The 15,495-nt window shown below is 58.1% G+C and carries 13 protein-coding genes; 10 read left to right on the top strand and 3 right to left on the bottom strand.

The window, feature by feature from the left end:
- The first annotated feature begins 95 nt into the window (after positions 1–95).
- Genes B150_RS21375 through B150_RS0115255 form a run of 4 tightly spaced genes read left to right on the top strand, consistent with a single transcriptional unit; the run spans position 96 to position 6,751 of the window.
- Positions 96–1,640 (top strand): amidohydrolase family protein, encoded by a 1,545-nt coding sequence (locus B150_RS21375; RefSeq protein ID WP_162139713.1) that lies wholly within the window; start codon positions 96–98, stop codon positions 1,638–1,640.
- Positions 1,641–1,684: 44 nt separating this feature from the next.
- Complete coding sequence (locus tag B150_RS0115265) at positions 1,685–3,304, top strand: SulP family inorganic anion transporter (protein WP_020400813.1); 1,620 nt, start codon at positions 1,685–1,687, stop codon at positions 3,302–3,304.
- A gap of 55 nt (positions 3,305–3,359) precedes the next feature.
- A complete protein-coding gene (gene deoC, locus B150_RS0115260; protein WP_020400812.1) occupies positions 3,360–4,331 on the top strand; it encodes a deoxyribose-phosphate aldolase in 972 nt (323 codons plus the stop codon).
- Between the two features lie 11 nt (positions 4,332–4,342).
- Positions 4,343–6,751: an aldehyde dehydrogenase family protein gene (locus tag B150_RS0115255; protein ID WP_020400811.1), complete on the top strand. Its 2,409-nt coding sequence runs from the start codon at positions 4,343–4,345 to the stop codon at positions 6,749–6,751.
- 71 nt (positions 6,752–6,822) lie between these two features.
- Here the strand turns inward: B150_RS0115255 and B150_RS0115250 are convergent, their stop codons facing one another.
- The 3 genes from B150_RS0115250 to upp are packed head-to-tail and all read right to left on the bottom strand — an operon-like array spanning position 6,823 to position 8,856.
- A complete protein-coding gene (locus B150_RS0115250) occupies positions 6,823–7,641 on the bottom strand; it encodes a purine-nucleoside phosphorylase (RefSeq protein WP_020400810.1) in 819 nt (272 codons plus the stop codon).
- A gap of 15 nt (positions 7,642–7,656) precedes the next feature.
- Positions 7,657–8,211, bottom strand: coding sequence for a phosphoribosyltransferase (locus B150_RS0115245; protein ID WP_020400809.1), 555 nt, complete (start codon positions 8,209–8,211; stop codon positions 7,657–7,659).
- A gap of 6 nt (positions 8,212–8,217) precedes the next feature.
- The gene (gene upp / locus B150_RS0115240) at positions 8,218–8,856 is read right to left on the bottom strand and encodes a uracil phosphoribosyltransferase (RefSeq protein WP_020400808.1); all 639 of its coding nucleotides are present in this window, start codon (positions 8,854–8,856) and stop codon (positions 8,218–8,220) included.
- 240 nt (positions 8,857–9,096) lie between these two features.
- Between upp and B150_RS0115235 the strand changes: the two genes are divergently transcribed.
- The 6 genes from B150_RS0115235 to deoA are packed head-to-tail and all read left to right on the top strand — an operon-like array spanning position 9,097 to position 15,494.
- Entirely contained in the window at positions 9,097–10,089 is a 993-nt protein-coding gene (locus tag B150_RS0115235; RefSeq protein ID WP_020400807.1) for a BMP family lipoprotein, read from the top strand.
- Between the two features lie 21 nt (positions 10,090–10,110).
- Entirely contained in the window at positions 10,111–11,646 is a 1,536-nt protein-coding gene (locus B150_RS0115230; RefSeq protein ID WP_020400806.1) for an ABC transporter ATP-binding protein, read from the top strand.
- On the top strand, positions 11,646–12,755 hold the full coding sequence (locus B150_RS0115225) for an ABC transporter permease (protein WP_020400805.1): 1,110 nt from the start codon (positions 11,646–11,648) through the stop codon (positions 12,753–12,755). The genes B150_RS0115230 and B150_RS0115225 overlap by 1 nt, the downstream gene beginning before the upstream one ends.
- Positions 12,755–13,726: an ABC transporter permease gene (locus tag B150_RS0115220; RefSeq protein ID WP_020400804.1), complete on the top strand. Its 972-nt coding sequence runs from the start codon at positions 12,755–12,757 to the stop codon at positions 13,724–13,726. The genes B150_RS0115225 and B150_RS0115220 overlap by 1 nt, the downstream gene beginning before the upstream one ends.
- Positions 13,727–14,155: a cytidine deaminase gene (gene cdd / locus B150_RS0115215; RefSeq protein ID WP_020400803.1), complete on the top strand. Its 429-nt coding sequence runs from the start codon at positions 13,727–13,729 to the stop codon at positions 14,153–14,155. It begins immediately after the preceding gene.
- Positions 14,148–15,494: a thymidine phosphorylase gene (gene deoA, locus B150_RS0115210; RefSeq protein WP_020400802.1), complete on the top strand. Its 1,347-nt coding sequence runs from the start codon at positions 14,148–14,150 to the stop codon at positions 15,492–15,494. The genes cdd and deoA overlap by 8 nt, the downstream gene beginning before the upstream one ends.
- Position 15,495 lies beyond the last annotated feature (1 nt).

Here is a 15,495-nt window from a genome sequence, read left to right as displayed (position 1 = left end):
TGCCCGGATGATGGGATAAGCTGTGCGCGAGCCTAGGCAGTATTGATGCCTTGAGCAAGCATTTGAGGGAGGAAAAAATGCGGGGGATGCCATTCATGGCCACACGTCTGCTTGCGGGCCTTGTTGCGCTTGGCGTGACGGCTGCTGCAGTTGCGGACGACCAGCGTGCCCTTCGGGCGCGCACGGCTGGTGATGTGCTGGCATGGTCCGCCCAGAACGGACGCCTGCGTCCGGTGATGGAAACCTTCCCCAAAGGCGGCGATATCCACAGTCACCTGAGCGGCGCGGTTTATGCCGAAACCTGGTTGGACTGGGCGGCGGAAGATGGCCTGTGCGCTGATATGTCGGTGCCGGCTATCCGTATGAAAAAGGGCGATAGCTGCGAGGCGAGCGGCTGGATCACTGCCGCAGCCGCACGCGCCAACAAGGATGACCGCCGCGACATCATCAACTCACTCTCGAACCGCTCCTATGTGCCGACGCTTAACTGGTCCGGCCACGACGATTTTTTTGTCATCTTTGACCGCAAGACCGCGAGCCCCAAGCGTTTTGGTGACCAACTCGCTGAAGTGGCGCGCCGTGCGGGACAGCAGAACATCCTCTATCTCGAGCTTATGGAAACCACCATCCTTGGTGAGCTGTTCCCGCTTGTGGGCGACGTGAAGCTGACCGGCGATCTGGATAAAGACTACCGCACCCTGATGAGCGGTGCTTTTGGTGCCGAGATGCCCAAACTTGTGGCAAGCGCGCGGCAGCAAATCAAAGCGGCGTATGAGAAGAAAGACAAGCTGCTCAAGTGCGGCACACCCGCCGCTGACGCTGGCTGTGACGTTGAAATTCGCCTGCTTCATCAAGTGGTGCGCGAATTTGAACCGGCACTTGTCTTTGCCCAGTTCATCCTTGGCTGGCAGGTCATGGCAGACGAGCCCATGGTGGTTGGTGCAAACCTTGTCGCGCCAGAGGATGGCTATATTGCGCTGCGCGACTATACCTTGCACATGCGCATGATTGATTATCTCTACCGCAACCAGGGTGCGCGTAATATCTCACTCCACGCCGGCGAGCTTACGATTGGTCTCACGCGCCCTAAGCAGCTTGATTTCCATATCCGTGAAGCGATCGAGATTGGCCACGCCAAACGCATCGGCCACGGCGTCGCCATCGTCTATGAAGACAATATGGAAGAGCTGATCGAGAAGATGGTGCGCGAAGACATCATGGTGGAGATCAATCTCACCAGTAATGATACCATCCTTGGTGTTTCGGGCGCTGATCATCCCATCGTGCTGTACCGCGACATGCAGGTGCCTTATGCGCTCTCCACCGATGATGAGGGTGTGTCGCGCATCGATCTCACACACGAATATATGCGCTTTTATCAGGACTATAACGTGCCGTATTTTGAACTGCGGCACGCGTCACGCAATTCGCTTTCCTATAGCTTCCTCAGTGGGGAAAGTATCTGGAAAAATGAGGCGTGCGAGCGTGACGTTGAAGCGGGTACCGCGCCAAGCGCGGCTTGCCAGCAGCTTCTCGACACTAGTGAAAAAGCGCGCATGCAGTGGAAACTCGAGGAACGTTTCCGCACCTTTGAAGACAATCTCCGCATACCGGTGCGCAAGCGCACCTCCTTCCAGTAAGCGGTTCGGGCTAACAATAAAATTTAGGGAAGTTAGGGGACCATATGGCCGACAGTAAACAGAAAGGCGCGTTCAGTGGCGTCGCCGCGAGCACGTCACAGTTTTCCTGCGACCTCAACGCAGGTGTGGCATTTTTCCTTGATGTAACGGTCAATATGTTCGTGCTTGCGAGCGTGCTGATGGGCGCGTTCGACTTCCCGGCGAGCCATATTTTTGGCCGCATTATTCCGGGCGCGATTGCAGGTATCATTTTCGGTAACCTCGTCTTCGCGTGGCTGACCAAAAAAACAGCGGCCGAGACAGGTAACAACGCGCTTACCAGTATCCCGCTTGGCATGGACCTGCCCACGCTCTTTGGCATGTGTTTCTTCATCGTGGGCCCAACCTACGCCATGAACGTGGCTGACCTTGGCGTTGAGGGTGCTGCGGACAAAGCCTGGATCCTTGGCATGGCTTCGACCATTTGGATGGCGGCGATCAAATTTGTGCTGTCCTACTTTGGTCGTGCGATGCAGGAACAATTGCCAACGATGGCGCTTGTGGGCGCCATGGCAGGCATTGCGACCGTGTGGCTGGGCGCTGAGGCTATCTACGGCATTTTCTCACTGCCCGAGGTGGGTATCGTGTCGCTTGTCATCATGGCTTTCGCGCTTATCGCCGGGCACCGCTTGCCGTTCAGCTTGCCGGGCTCGATCCTCGCCATCGTCGCGGGTACGGTGCTTTATTATATCCTGGCGTTCGCGGGTGCGGGCGAGGGCTATGTTGTCAACGTTGCGGTGAACTTCAATCCAGTGCTGCCAATGCCCACAATCGAGGGGTACCTGAACGTGTTTGGCGATGTGACCAACAACCTTGGCATTATCGTGCCGTTTGCCCTGCTGATTGCCGCGAGTGCGGTGAATGTGGTCGCGGGCGCGCGCATCACAGGTGATGTGTTCGATGCAGGCAAAGTCGTGCGGCTTGATGCTGCTGCGACCGCAGTGACTGCGCTGTTTGGCGGGATCGTGCAAACAACCCCGTATTTCGGCCACGCTACATACAAACGCATGGGCGCCCGTACGGGTTACGCTCTTGGTGCAACGGCCATTGTGACCGTTATCGGCTTCCTTGGCATTATCGAGGTAGCTGCGCAGCTTATTCCGGAAGCAGTCTTGAAGCCGATCCTTGTTGTAGTGGCCAGTGACATTCTTCGCCTCGCCTTCACCGGCGGTGATGTGCGACATGCGCCGGCGCTTCTGTTCGCAACGGTACCGGGGATCCTGAACTATGCGCACACAAAAGTGTCAGACTTGTACGGTAGGGTCGCACAGGTCGCCAGCGATGCCATTGGCGCTGACTGGATGGCGGGCTACATGCTGCTGGGCGCCATGGCGCGGGGGTATATCCTCACCAGCCTTATCTGGGGGGCGATGGTTGTGTGGATCATTGACCGCAAGATGGGGCGCGCCACGATTGCGGCATTTGCGGCTGCGATTTTCACCGAATTTGGTATCATCCACTCGGTGATGCCGACGGCGGAAATGTATCTGCCTTGGGCGATCCCAAGCCTTGGCGGCGCAGAAATGCTGGCGCATCGCTTGGCAGCGGGTTACCTGATTGCAGGCCTGCTTCTTTATGCGGCTGGTTTCATCAAAAATGAGGAACCGGCTTCAAGCAGTTCTTGACCTTTAGGTCAGGAACTGGCTTTTAGTCACGAGTTTATTCATATCGGGACGGAACATGACTTCTGTGAACAAGGCCGGAGACGGCGCGAACACGGGTACGGATTTCCACGTCGGTTGGCTGGACGATATCCGTGTCAACAAAAGCGCGGTGGAACGCCGCACAAGCACACTGGGTGGCCGCCGTGCGGTGAAGAAGGACGCGCAGATTGCCTTCATGCTGAAAGCGATCAGTTGCATTGACCTCACAACACTCGCAGGCGATGACACGCCAGGCCGTGTGCGCCGGTTGTGCCAGAAGGCGATGAGCCCGGTGCGCCGCGACATCCTTGAGAAATTCGGCATGGCTGATATGGGCCTGACGACAGGCGCGGTGTGCGTCTATCACGCCATGGTTCCTGAAGCCGCGAAAGTGCTGGGCAATTCGGGCGTACCCATTGCAGCGGTGTCGACAGGCTTCCCTGCAGGCCTCGCACCCATGGAAACCAAGCTTGAGGAAATCCGCCGCTCGGTCGATGCTGGCGCGCGTGAGATTGATATCGTGGTGACCCGCGCGAATGTGCTGACCGGCAACTGGGAAGCGCTTTACGAGGAAGTCAAAGCCTTCAAAAAAGCCTGTGGCCCTGCGCTGATGAAAACCATCCTTGCGACCGGCGAACACGGCAACCTCACGCAGGTGGCCAAGGCATCCATGGTGGCGATGATGGCCGGTTCCGATTTCATCAAAACCTCTACCGGTATGGAAGGCGTGAATGCCACGCTTCCGGTCAGCCTTGTGATGCTCCGCCAGATACGGGACTTTCAGGACCGTACCGGCATGAAGGTGGGCTACAAGCCCGCGGGCGGTATCAAAACAGCGAAGGATGCTGTGGCTTACCTCGCGCTCGTGAAGGAAGAAGTGGGCCGCGACTGGCTCTCGCCTGAGCTGTTCCGCTTTGGTGCTTCAAGCCTGCTCGGCGACCTTGAGCGCCAGCTTGAATATCACGCCTTTGGCGGCTACTCGGCGGGTTACCGCCATCCAATGGGCTAAGGGAGGCTTTGATGAGTGTGAAAGAAAGTTTTGAAAGCATGGACTATGCCCTGGCAGCCGAAAGCCGCAAGAATGTGGATGACTGGCTGAAGGCCAACAAGGCAAGCTTTGGCCTGTTCATCGATGGCGAATGGGTGAAACCGAAGGGCGCAAAAACATTTGCGACCTACAGCCCTGCAACCGGCGAAAAACTGGCTGACATCACTGCTGCTGGCCAGGACGAAGTTGACGCTGCGGTCGCAGCCGCACGCAAGGCGCAAGGTCGCTGGGCGCTCCTTGGTGGTCATGGCCGCGCGCGCTATCTGTATGCGCTGGCGCGCCTCGTGCAGAAACACAGCCGTATCCTTGCTGTGCTTGAAAGCCTTGATAACGGTAAGCCGATCCGCGAAAGCCGGGATATCGACATCCCGCTTGTGGCGCGCCATTTCTATCACCACGCCGGTTGGGCGCAGTTGATGGATGAAGAATTTCCGCACCATGAACCGCTTGGTGTTGCCGGGCAGGTGATCCCGTGGAACTTCCCGCTGCTGATGCTGGCGTGGAAAGTGGCCCCGGCGCTTGCGGCTGGTAACACAGTGGTGCTGAAGCCGGCTGAGTTCACCTCGCTCACCGCACTCAAATTCGCGGAACTATGTGTGGAAGCGGGCCTGCCGAAAGGTGTGGTCAACATCATCACAGGTGAGGGCGACACGGGCGCCATGCTGGTGAACTCTGACGTCGACAAAGTGGCTTTCACCGGCTCAACGGACGTTGGCAAGATCATCCGCCGCGCGATTGCGGGCTCGGGCAAGAAGCTCACGCTCGAGCTTGGTGGCAAGTCACCCTATATCGTGTTCGAAGATGCGGATATCGACGGCGCCATAGAAGGACTTGTGGACGCGATCTGGTTCAACCAGGGCCAGGTCTGCTGCGCAGGCTCGCGCTTGCTCGTTCAGGAAGGCATTGCTGACCGTTTCCTTGAAAAACTCAAGCGCCGCATGTCCACGCTTCGCGTTGGCCATAGCCTTGATAAATGCATCGACATTGGCGCCGTGGTGGACAAGGAACAGAAAGACCGCATCGAAGGCCTGATCAAACAGGGCGAAAGCGAAGGTGCTGTCATCTGGCAGGCTGAGTGCGACATGCCGGAAGAGGGTGTGTTCTACCCACCGACCCTCGTCACCGGTGTGGGCACCGACAATATCCTCTTCAAGGAAGAGGTGTTTGGCCCGGTGCTGACCGCGATCACCTTCCGTACGCAGGCGGAGGCCGTGGGCCTTGCCAATAACACGCGCTATGGCCTTGCCGCGACCATTTGGTCCGAAAGCATTTCCCGCGCGCTTGAAGTGGCACCTGCCATCAAGGCGGGTGTGGTATGGATCAACGCCACCAATATGTTCGATGCCGCAGTCGGCTTCGGTGGCTACCGGGAAAGCGGCTTTGGCCGTGAAGGTGGGCGCGAGGGCATGATGGCCTATATGCGCCCCAAATATGAAGCGGCACTCAAGGACTGGGCCCCGATTGCGAAACCGGACGCGGTTGCCATGCCAAAAGCAGGCACCGGCATGCCGGGCCTCGACCGTACCGCCAAGATGTATATCGGCGGCAAGCAGGCACGGCCTGATGGTGGCGACAGCACGCCGGTCGTGGACAAGAAGGGCAACCTCAAGGGCCTCGTGGGCGCGGGCAACTACAAGGATATAAGGAACGCGGTTGAGGCGGCGAACAAGGCCGCCGGTTGGGCTGGCACGGCCACCCACCTGCGCGCGCAGATACTATACTATATCGCCGAGAACCTCAGCTACCGTTCGGATGAGTTTACCGAACGTTTGATGGACCTGACGGGCGCGTCCGAGAAAGCGGCGATGGCGGAGGTGGACCTGTCGGTCAAACGCCTGTTCGCCGCCGCGGCCATGGCAGACAAACACGACGGTGCGGTGCATAGCCCGCCGCTGCGTGGCGTGGCGCTTGCGATGAATGAAGCCGTGGGCACCATCGGTATCGTGTGCCCGGACGAAGCACCGCTATTGGCGTTTGTTACCCTTATGGCGTTTGCGGTTGCTGGTGGCAATACGTCGGTCATCATCCCGTCCGAGCGGTATCCGCTCATCGCAACCGACTTCTACCAGATCCTTGAGACATCAGACCTGCCGGGTGGTGTGGTCAATATTGTCACCGGGAACCGGGATGAGATGGCACTGCCGATGGCCAAACACTATGGTGTGGATGGCCTGTGGTATTTCGGGTCACGTGAGGGCTCCAAAGCCATTGAAGAAGCGTCGGCCGACAACATGAAGCGCGTGTGGCTGAACTACGGTAAGGCCTATGACTTCACGAGCCCTGAGCAGATGTCCGCCCGCGGCCTCATGGACCGTGCGACGGAAGTGAAAAACATTTGGGTGCCATACGGCGACGCCAATGAGGGCGGCAAGTCCTACTAAGGCGCCGCCCCAAACTAAAAAAAAGCCCGGCAAGATTGCCGGGCTTTTCTCATTGAATAGCAGAAAAAGGTTCAAAGTACTTCTTCAACAAAGGCGCGGAGAAGTTTTTCAAGATTCACAGCGGCGATGGCGCCATATTCCATGGTTTCATGGTGCGTAAGCTCGGCCTGCATGCCAGCTGCGAGGTTGGTGATTGAGCTGATACCAATCACTTTCATGCCGACATGTTTTGCAACCAGGCATTCCGGCACGGTGGACATGCCGACGGCGTCTGCACCCATCACACGGAAGGCGCGAATCTCGGCCGGGGTCTCGAAGTTCGGGCCCTTGGCCATCAGGTAGACACCGTCATGCAGATCGATGTTCAGGCTTTTGGCGCATTTGTGCAGCTTCTTCGTCAGTGCCTTGTCCCACGCTTCGGTCACATCCGGGAAACGCACACCAAAACGGTCGTCGTTCACACCCACAAGCGGGTTGATGCCGGAGAAATTGATGTGATCGGTGATTGCCATCAGGCTGCCGGGGCCCACTTCCGCGCGCAGGCTGCCTGCCGCGTTGGTGAGAAGGAGCGTTTCAACACCCAGTGCCCACAGCACACGGGTTGAGAAAGCGAGCTTCTCTTCCGAGTGGCCTTCATAAGCGTGCGCGCGGCCCTGCATGCAGATAACCGGCTTGCCTTCAAGCTTGCCAATCAGCATGCGGCCTGCGTGGCCCTCAACCGTCGGCTTCGGAAAGCCGGGCAGGTCAGCGTAGGAGAATACAGTCGCATCATCCATGGCGTCCGCGAGGCTATTGAGGCCACTACCGAGCACCATCGCCAGTTTCGGCAAGTCGCCTTCCACCTTTGAGCGTATAAAGGCAGCGCATTCCTGAACCTTTTCAAAACTCATGACAGCGCCCCCCGCCTAGATTTCGATTTCAGGAAGATCAAGACCCTTGTGGGTCCGGATCTCGTCGCGCGACATGTCGGAAAGCTCATGCGGGAACACCAGCCAGTCGTCAGTCTCACGGCAATAGAAATCAGGCACCAGCTGGGTCACGTTGCGCTTAGGCTTGTAGAACACGGTTGCGATCTTGATGATCTCAGGCGTGTTGCGGCGGCATTTGGCGCGCAGGTGATTGACGATAGCATCAATCGAACGGCCACTATCGAACACATCATCAACAATGAGCAGGCTGTCTTCAGCGTTGATGTTGTTGATGATGTACTCGAGGCCATGAACCTTGACCTCTTTCTGCTGCTGCATGCCGATATAGGACGATGTGCGGATCGCGATATGGTCCGTATGCACACCGTAGTAATCAAGGATTTCCTGAACCGCGATGCCGGTCGGTGTACCACCACGCCAGACGCCAACAATAAACTTGGGCCGGAAGCCGCTCTGCAGGATTTGGATGCCGAGCTGGAACGAATCGTCCAGAAGTTCCTGCGCGGTTACATATTTTTTCGTCACACTCATGATGCCTTAGGCCCCTTTGGTTCCAAACAGTCTGTCTCCTGCGTCACCAAGGCCGGGTACGATGTAAGCTTTTTCATTCAGCTTCTCATCAATGGCGGCGGTGACAACAGGCACATCCGGGTGCGCTTCCGTGAAGGTCTTGATGCCCTCAGGCGCAGCGAGCAGGCATACAAAACGGATGTCGGTTGCCCCTGCATCCTTGATTTCCTGCACAGCCCGGACAGCCGAATGGCCGGTGGCGAGCATCGGGTCGAGCACGACGTTCAACCGGTCATTCAGGTCGTTTGGTACTTTAAAGAAATATTTGGTCGGTTGAAGTGTTTCTTCATCCCGTGCGAGGCCAATCTGACCAACACGCGCGGACGGTACAAGGTCCAGCATCGGCCCCAGAAGGCCGTCGCCTGCACGCAGTACAGAGATGAAGGTCAGCTTCTTGCCTGCGAGCACGGGCGCTTCCGTCGGACAAACAGGTGTCTCGATCTGGATCTTGCCAAGCGGCAGGTCGCGCAGCGCCTCATATCCAAGGAACAGGCCGATCTCGCGCAAAAGCTTCCGGAACTCCGCTGTGCTTGCTTCCTTGCGCCGCATCAGCGTGAGCTTGTGCTGCACCAGCGGGTGGTCCACCACGGTTACATTCTGGGTCATTCTGTGACTCCGTCGCCTTCAAGAAATGTCCATTTCATAGGGGTATGCACGGCGCTTGTCGACCTAATCTTGACCAAAACGTCAAAAATGGTTGACCCGCCCCGCGCGCTCTGGTTCCCTTGCGCGCGTCCACCATATCGGGGCATAAATGCAGACGCAATTTTCGTCTCATAATTATATTGCCATAAAATTATGTGGTGCTGGGGTGACAAAGACATGACCAATTCTCGGAGGACTTCTGTGTTCAAGAAACTGGCCCTGACAGTAGCGGCAGCCGTATTGGGTGCGGGCGCAAGCTTCGCAGCTGATTTTGAGCCGGTGCTGCTCTATGATATCGGCGGCAAGTTCGACAAGTCCTTCAATGAAGCTGCCTACGTAGGTGCCGAACAGTTTTCCAAGGAAACTGGTGGGTCCTTTAAGGACTTCGAACCTTCGAGCGAAACCCAGTATGAGCAGGCGCTCAAGCGCTTTGCCCGCCGCAAGGCTGACCTGATTGTTGCGGTTGGCGTAGGCTATTCGGTGGCCGTGCGTAATGTGGCGAGCCAATACCCGGATGTGAAATTCACCGTGATCGACGCGATCATCGACCTGCCCAACGTGCAGTCCATCACCTTCAAGGAAAACGAGGGTTCCTTCCTTGTAGGCATGATTGCAGCGATGAAAACCGAATCGAACACGGTTGGTTTCATCGGCGGCATGGATATTCCGCTCATCCGCCGGTTCGAGCAGGGCTATCAGGAAGGCATCAACTACATCCGCGATGACGTGAAGCTGATTGAAAACTATGTCGGCACGACGCCAAGCGCATGGAATGACCCGATCAAGGCGTCTGAAATGGCGCGCGGCCAGTTTGCGCGCGGCGCGGATATCATTTTCTCGGCTGCCGGCCCGTCGGGCCTTGGCGTCATTCAGGCTGCAAAAGACACCGGTAAGCTTGCCATTGGTGTGGACAGTAACCAGAACCATGTGGCACCCGGTTTTGTGCTTTCGAGCATGCTCAAGCGCGTGGACCTTGCGGTGCATGCTGCAATGACCGAAGCCAAGGACGGTACATGGGCACCGGGCCACCGTGTGATGGGCCTTGCCGAAGGCGGCGTTGATTATGCGGTGGACGAGCATAACAAGGACCTGATCACTGACGAGATGAAGGCGAAGCTTGAAGAAGCGCGCGCCAAGATCGTCAGTGGTGAAATTGTTGTCGGCGACGTGGCCGGCAGCAACTCCGGTCACTAAGGCATCTGTTCAGGCGCGCCCATGGAACAGCCATTTGCAATAGAGACCCGGGGCCTCTCCAAGCATTTTGGTGATGTGCGCGCGAATGACGAGCTTTCGCTCATCATCCCGAAAGGCACGGTACACGGCATCGTGGGAGAAAACGGTGCCGGTAAATCCACGCTTCTTAAAATGCTGTTCGGCTTCTACCGCCCTGATGGCGGTGAAGTGCTTGTGGACGGCGTATCGGTCCAGTTCCAGAATCCGATGGACGCCATGGGCAAGGGCATCGGTATGGTGCACCAGCACTTCATGCTGGTGGAGCCCTTCACGATCCTCGAGAATATCATCCTAGGTGCTGAAGGCAGTTCAGACCTGAAGGCCGCCAAGGCCAAGGCACGGGCTGAACTGAGGGAACTGGAAGAGAAATTCGGCTTTGACCTGCCGTTTGACGAACCGGTTGAGCGTCTGTCCGTTGGTGTACGCCAGCGTGCCGAAATCCTGAAAGCGCTGTACCGTGGTGCAGAAACCCTGATCCTTGATGAACCCACAGCGGTGCTGACCCCGCAGGAGACCGAGCAACTGTTCGGCCTCGTGCGCCAGCTTAAAGCACAGGGCAAGACTGTGTTGTTCGTCACTCACAAACTGAATGAGATCATGGCGATCACCGACGACGTGACTGTGATGCGGGCTGGCAAGGTGGTGGCGGTACGCAAAACCAATGAGACGTCGGCGGGTGAGCTCGCCGAACTGATGGTGGGTGCCAAGGTTGCCCGGGCCAAATCGCGCGAGGAAACCGGCGAGCACAAGGTACGCCTGTCGCTTGATAGTGTCTCCGCGAATGGCGACCGCGGTCATGCAGCACTGAAGAGCGTGAGCCTTGAAGTGCGCGACGGCGAGGTGCTGGGCATCGCCGGCGTGGCCGGGAATGGCCAGACCGAGCTTCTTGAAGTGATCACCGGGCTTCGCAGCGTATCTGAGGGCACCCTCCGTTACGACGGCAACGTAATTGCGAATGCCGCAATGATGACAGACCCCATCACCCTTCGCCGTATGGGCATGGCGCATGTTGCGGAAGACAGGCTCAAGACCGGCGTGGTGGACAGTATGTCCGCGCGCGAGAATGCCATCCTCGGCTACCAGCGCGAGGCGGACTTCTCGGCGCGTGGCCTGCTCAAGCTCAAGGATATTGCGGCGCGTGCGGCGGCGTATTTTGAAAGCCAGGACGTGCGGCCACGGAACCCGAACCTGCCGATTGCCTCTTTCTCTGGCGGTAACCAGCAGAAGCTTGTCATCGCGCGCGAAATTGCGCGCGACCCGCAACTGATGATCATCGGCCAGCCCACCCGGGGTGTCGACATTGGCGCCGTGACCAAAATCCATGACCAGATCACCGAGCTACGCAACAAGGGCAAGGCGATCCTTGTAGTCTCCGCCGACCTTGATGAACTGCTGGCCATCTCTGACCGTATCGCTGTGATGTGCGAGGGTGAGGTTGTCGGCACGCTGAAGGTCGAGGACGCAGACGAGCAGACACTCGGCCTGATGATGGCGGGCGAAAAAAGGAAAGTGGGTTGATGGCAGGCGCGAATAAAAAACTGCCGCTATGGGCAGAAGCGGGCCTGTTGCCGGCGCTCAATCTGCTCGCGGCCTTTATTGTGTCGGGCCTGGTGATCTGGGGGCTTGGAGAAGACCCGTTTGTGGCGCTTTCGCTGATGATTGATGGTGCCTTCGGTTTTCAGGAAGCCATTGGCTATACCTTCTATTACGCGACCAATTTTGTGTTCACGGGGCTTGCGGTCTCTGTCGCCTATCACGCCGGGCTCTTTAACATCGGCGGCGAAGGGCAGGCGATGATCGGTGGCCTTGGCCTCACGCTTGCAGTTTTTCTTGTGGGTGGTGATGCGCCGCTTTTGGCTATCCTGCTCGGCATTGTTGGGGCAGCCGTATTCGGTGGCGCGTGGGCCTTCATTCCGGCATGGCTGCAGGCCAAGCGCGGCAGCCATATCGTCATAACCACGATCATGTTCAACTTTATTGCGTCCGCACTTCTAGCTTACTTGCTCGTCGGCCCGTTGCAGCGCCCGGGCGGCCAGATGCCGGAAAGCGCTGACTTCCCCGAGGGCGTGGGCCTTAGCCACGCGCATGACCTGTTCGCCGCCATCGGCTTCAGCTTTGAAGAAAGCCCGCTCAACGTGTCGGCGCTCATCGCGCTCGCCTGCGCCTTTGCGGTCTGGTTCATGTTGAACCGTACACGATTCGGCTATGAGCTTCGTGTGGTGGGCAAAAACCATAGCGCGGCCCGCTTTGCCGGCATCCCGGTCGCACGTATGATGATCATCGCCATGATGATCTCTGGCGCGCTCGCGGGTATGATGGGGCTGAATGAAATCCTCGGCGAACAGCTGCGCCTCATCGGCAACTTCACGCTTGGCTACGGATTCGTGGGTATCGCGGTCGCCTTCATGGGCCGCAACCATCCGGTCGGTATCATCCTCGCGTCCATCCTCTTCGGTGCGCTCTATCAAGGCGGGGCGGAACTCGCGTTTGAAATGCCGAACATCACGCGTGACCTCATTGTCATGATCCAGGGTCTTGTCATCCTGTTCGCGGGTGCGATGGAACATCTGTTCCGTGACCCGATCGAGCACCTGTTCATGCGCCTCCGTCGCAAGGAGGCTGTGTGATGGAATTCCTGACGGATATCGCGCTTCTACTTGATTCTACCATCCGCACGGCGACGCCGCTCGTGCTCGCGGGCCTCGCGGGGCTGGTGGCCGAACGCTCAGGCATTGTGGACATTGGCCTTGAAGGCAAGATGCTGGCGGCGGCTTTCGCGGCTGCTGCTGCCGCGGCTGTCACCGGCAACCCATGGGCAGGTATGCTCGCGGGTGTGCTCGCGTCTATGTTCCTCGCGCTCATTCACGGCTATGTCTCCATCGCGCAGCGCGGCAACCAGATTGTCTCCGGCATGGCGATCAATATTGCCGTGGCCGGCCTCGCGCCTACGCTGGCGAACTTCTGGTTCCATCAGGGCGGTCAAACCCCGCTTTTGGGCGATGACGCGCGCTTTAGTGCCATTGTCTTGCCGTTTGCACAGAGTGCGGAAAGTGTGCCGATTGTGGGCACGATCTATGCAGAAATTCTCTCCGGCCACAACTTCATCACCTACTTGACGGTGGCTGTGATCCCTCTTGTTGCTTGGATGCTCTACCGCACTAGTTTTGGCCTGCGGTTGCGTGCGGTGGGTGAAAACCCGGAAGCGGTGGATACTGCCGGTATTTCGGTCACCAAGCTGCGCTATCAGGCTGTGCTAATCGGCGGTATGCTGTGCGGGCTTTCAGGTGTGGTACTATCCACCGGCATGGGCGCGGGTTTCATCCGTGATATGTCGGCGGGCAAAGGTTATCTGGCGCTGGCGGCGATGATCTTTGGTCGCTGGAAACCGGTGCCCACACTGCTTGCCTGTCTGCTCTTTGGTTTTGTCGATGCGCTTCAGGGCCGCCTGCAGGGTGAAGACCTGCCGCTTGTTGGCGAAATTCCGGTGCAGTTCACCATCATGCTGCCCTATGTGCTGACGGTGCTGATCCTTGCCATCTTCGCTGGCCGCATGGATGCCCCAAAGGCGAGCGGCATTCCTTACGAGAAAGACCACTAGATGACTGTGGAACTTAATGAGCTGATCAAGGCCGCGATGGATGCGCGGGGCAAGGCGTATGCGCGCTATTCGAACCACCCGGTGGGTGCGGCCATCCTTGCAGATGACGGCAATATCTATGCGGGTTGCAACGTGGAAAACGCGGCCTATCCGCTGGGTTTCTGTGCTGAAGCCAATGCCATTGGCAATATGGTGATGGGGCAGGGCAAGGCGATCAGACACATTGTGATTGCAGGGCCGGGGGAGCATTTGTGCACGCCCTGTGGCGGCTGCCGTCAACAGATACGTGAATTTGCAGGGAAAGCGGGCGCACCGGTCACCATCGTTGACCGCACAGGCGCTGTGCTTTTCGAGACCACTAGCGCGGACCTGTTGCCGCATTCCTTTGGTCCCGAAAACCTGTCCTCAGAAGGAAAAGACCATGAGTAATGCAGGCGTGTTTTTGCCGCAGGAAATGATCCGCACCAAGCGGGACGGTGGCACCATTGATGCGGCGGATATCGAGAAGTTTGTTGCGGGCATCACCGATGGCAGCGTGACAGACGGGCAGGTTGCGGCCTTCGCCATGGCTGTGTTCTTCAACGGTATGACGCCGGACGAGGGAGCCGCGCTCACGCTTGCGATGCGTGATAGCGGCGATGTGATGGACTGGACCAAATTCGGTTTTGAAGCAGACGCGCCGATCGTCGATAAACATTCCACCGGCGGTGTGGGCGACAAGGTCAGTCTGATGCTGGCGCCCATCGTGGCGGCGTGCGGTGGCTTTGTGCCGATGATCTCAGGCCGGGGCCTTGGGCACACCGGTGGCACGCTCGACAAACTTGAAGCCATCCCGGGCTATGACCCGTACCCGAGCACGGAGCGTTTTGCCGAAATCGTGAAAACTGTTGGCTGCTCAGTCATTGGCCAGACCGGTGACCTCGCGCCTGCGGACAAACGCTTCTACAGTATCCGCGACGTAACCGCGACGGTGGAGAGTATTCCGCTGATCACCGCTTCGATCCTCTCCAAGAAGCTTTCGGCAGGGCTGAATGCGCTGGTGATGGACGTGAAGTTCGGCAACGGCGCCTTTATGGACAGCTTTGAGAAAGCCGAAGAGCTGGCGCGCAATATCGTACGTGTGGCGAATGCAGCGGGTGTACCGACAACCGCGCTCTTGACCGATATGAACCAGGTGCTGGGCCGCACAGCGGGTAACGCTGTTGAGATTTTTGAGACCATTGAGTTTTTGCTTGAGCCCAAGCAGGCGGACAAGCGCCTCGTCTGTGTGACACTTGATCTCGCGGCGCATATGCTTGCGCTTTCGGGCGCGCAGCCTTCCTATGATGTGGCGCGCGACAAAGCGGCACTAGCCCTCATGAAGGGCGATGCGGCGGATGTATTTGCCAAAATGGTTGTGGCGCAGGGTGGACCCGCTGACCTTTATGAGAAGCGTGACGAATACCTGAAGCTTGCGCCGGTGGTGAAGCCGGTGAAAGCGGCAAAGGCAGGCTTTGTTACCGGCATGAACACACGCGCCATTGGTATGGCTGTGGTCGCGCTTGGTGGTGGGCGTACAGACCCCGCGGCGAAGATTGACCACAGTGTTGGCCTTACTCAGATTTGCCAGATCGGTGACCGCGTATCGGCCGACGATACGCTTGCCATGGTGTATGCTAGGGACGATGCGGCGGCGGAAGCCGCGATCAAGTCTGTGCGAGCGGCGATTGAACTGGGTGCCGCAGAGCCCAATATCGAACCCATCGTCGCGCAAACGATTGGAGAATAGA

It is taken from the genome of Kordiimonas gwangyangensis DSM 19435 = JCM 12864 (assembly GCF_000375545.1).
GTDB classification, from domain to species: Bacteria; Pseudomonadota; Alphaproteobacteria; order Sphingomonadales; family Kordiimonadaceae; genus Kordiimonas; species Kordiimonas gwangyangensis.
This window is presented reverse-complemented; position numbering and strand designations above follow the sequence as displayed.

What these genes read in the sequence shown, in the direction of transcription:
- upp (WP_020400808.1), bottom strand. Translation starts at nt 8,856, where the DNA reads ATGACCCAGAATGTAACCGTGGTGGACCACCCGCTGGTGCAGCACAAG.
- B150_RS21375 (WP_162139713.1), top strand. Translation starts at nt 96, where the DNA reads ATGGCCACACGTCTGCTTGCGGGCCTTGTTGCGCTTGGCGTGACGGCT.
- B150_RS0115230 (WP_020400806.1), top strand. Translation starts at nt 10,111, where the DNA reads ATGGAACAGCCATTTGCAATAGAGACCCGGGGCCTCTCCAAGCATTTT.
- B150_RS0115250 (WP_020400810.1), bottom strand. Translation starts at nt 7,641, where the DNA reads ATGAGTTTTGAAAAGGTTCAGGAATGCGCTGCCTTTATACGCTCAAAG.
- B150_RS0115245 (WP_020400809.1), bottom strand. Translation starts at nt 8,211, where the DNA reads ATGAGTGTGACGAAAAAATATGTAACCGCGCAGGAACTTCTGGACGAT.
- B150_RS0115265 (WP_020400813.1), top strand. Translation starts at nt 1,685, where the DNA reads ATGGCCGACAGTAAACAGAAAGGCGCGTTCAGTGGCGTCGCCGCGAGC.
- deoC (WP_020400812.1), top strand. Translation starts at nt 3,360, where the DNA reads ATGACTTCTGTGAACAAGGCCGGAGACGGCGCGAACACGGGTACGGAT.
- B150_RS0115225 (WP_020400805.1), top strand. Translation starts at nt 11,646, where the DNA reads ATGGCAGGCGCGAATAAAAAACTGCCGCTATGGGCAGAAGCGGGCCTG.
- deoA (WP_020400802.1), top strand. Translation starts at nt 14,148, where the DNA reads ATGAGTAATGCAGGCGTGTTTTTGCCGCAGGAAATGATCCGCACCAAG.
- B150_RS0115255 (WP_020400811.1), top strand. Translation starts at nt 4,343, where the DNA reads ATGAGTGTGAAAGAAAGTTTTGAAAGCATGGACTATGCCCTGGCAGCC.
- cdd (WP_020400803.1), top strand. Translation starts at nt 13,727, where the DNA reads ATGACTGTGGAACTTAATGAGCTGATCAAGGCCGCGATGGATGCGCGG.
- B150_RS0115220 (WP_020400804.1), top strand. Translation starts at nt 12,755, where the DNA reads ATGGAATTCCTGACGGATATCGCGCTTCTACTTGATTCTACCATCCGC.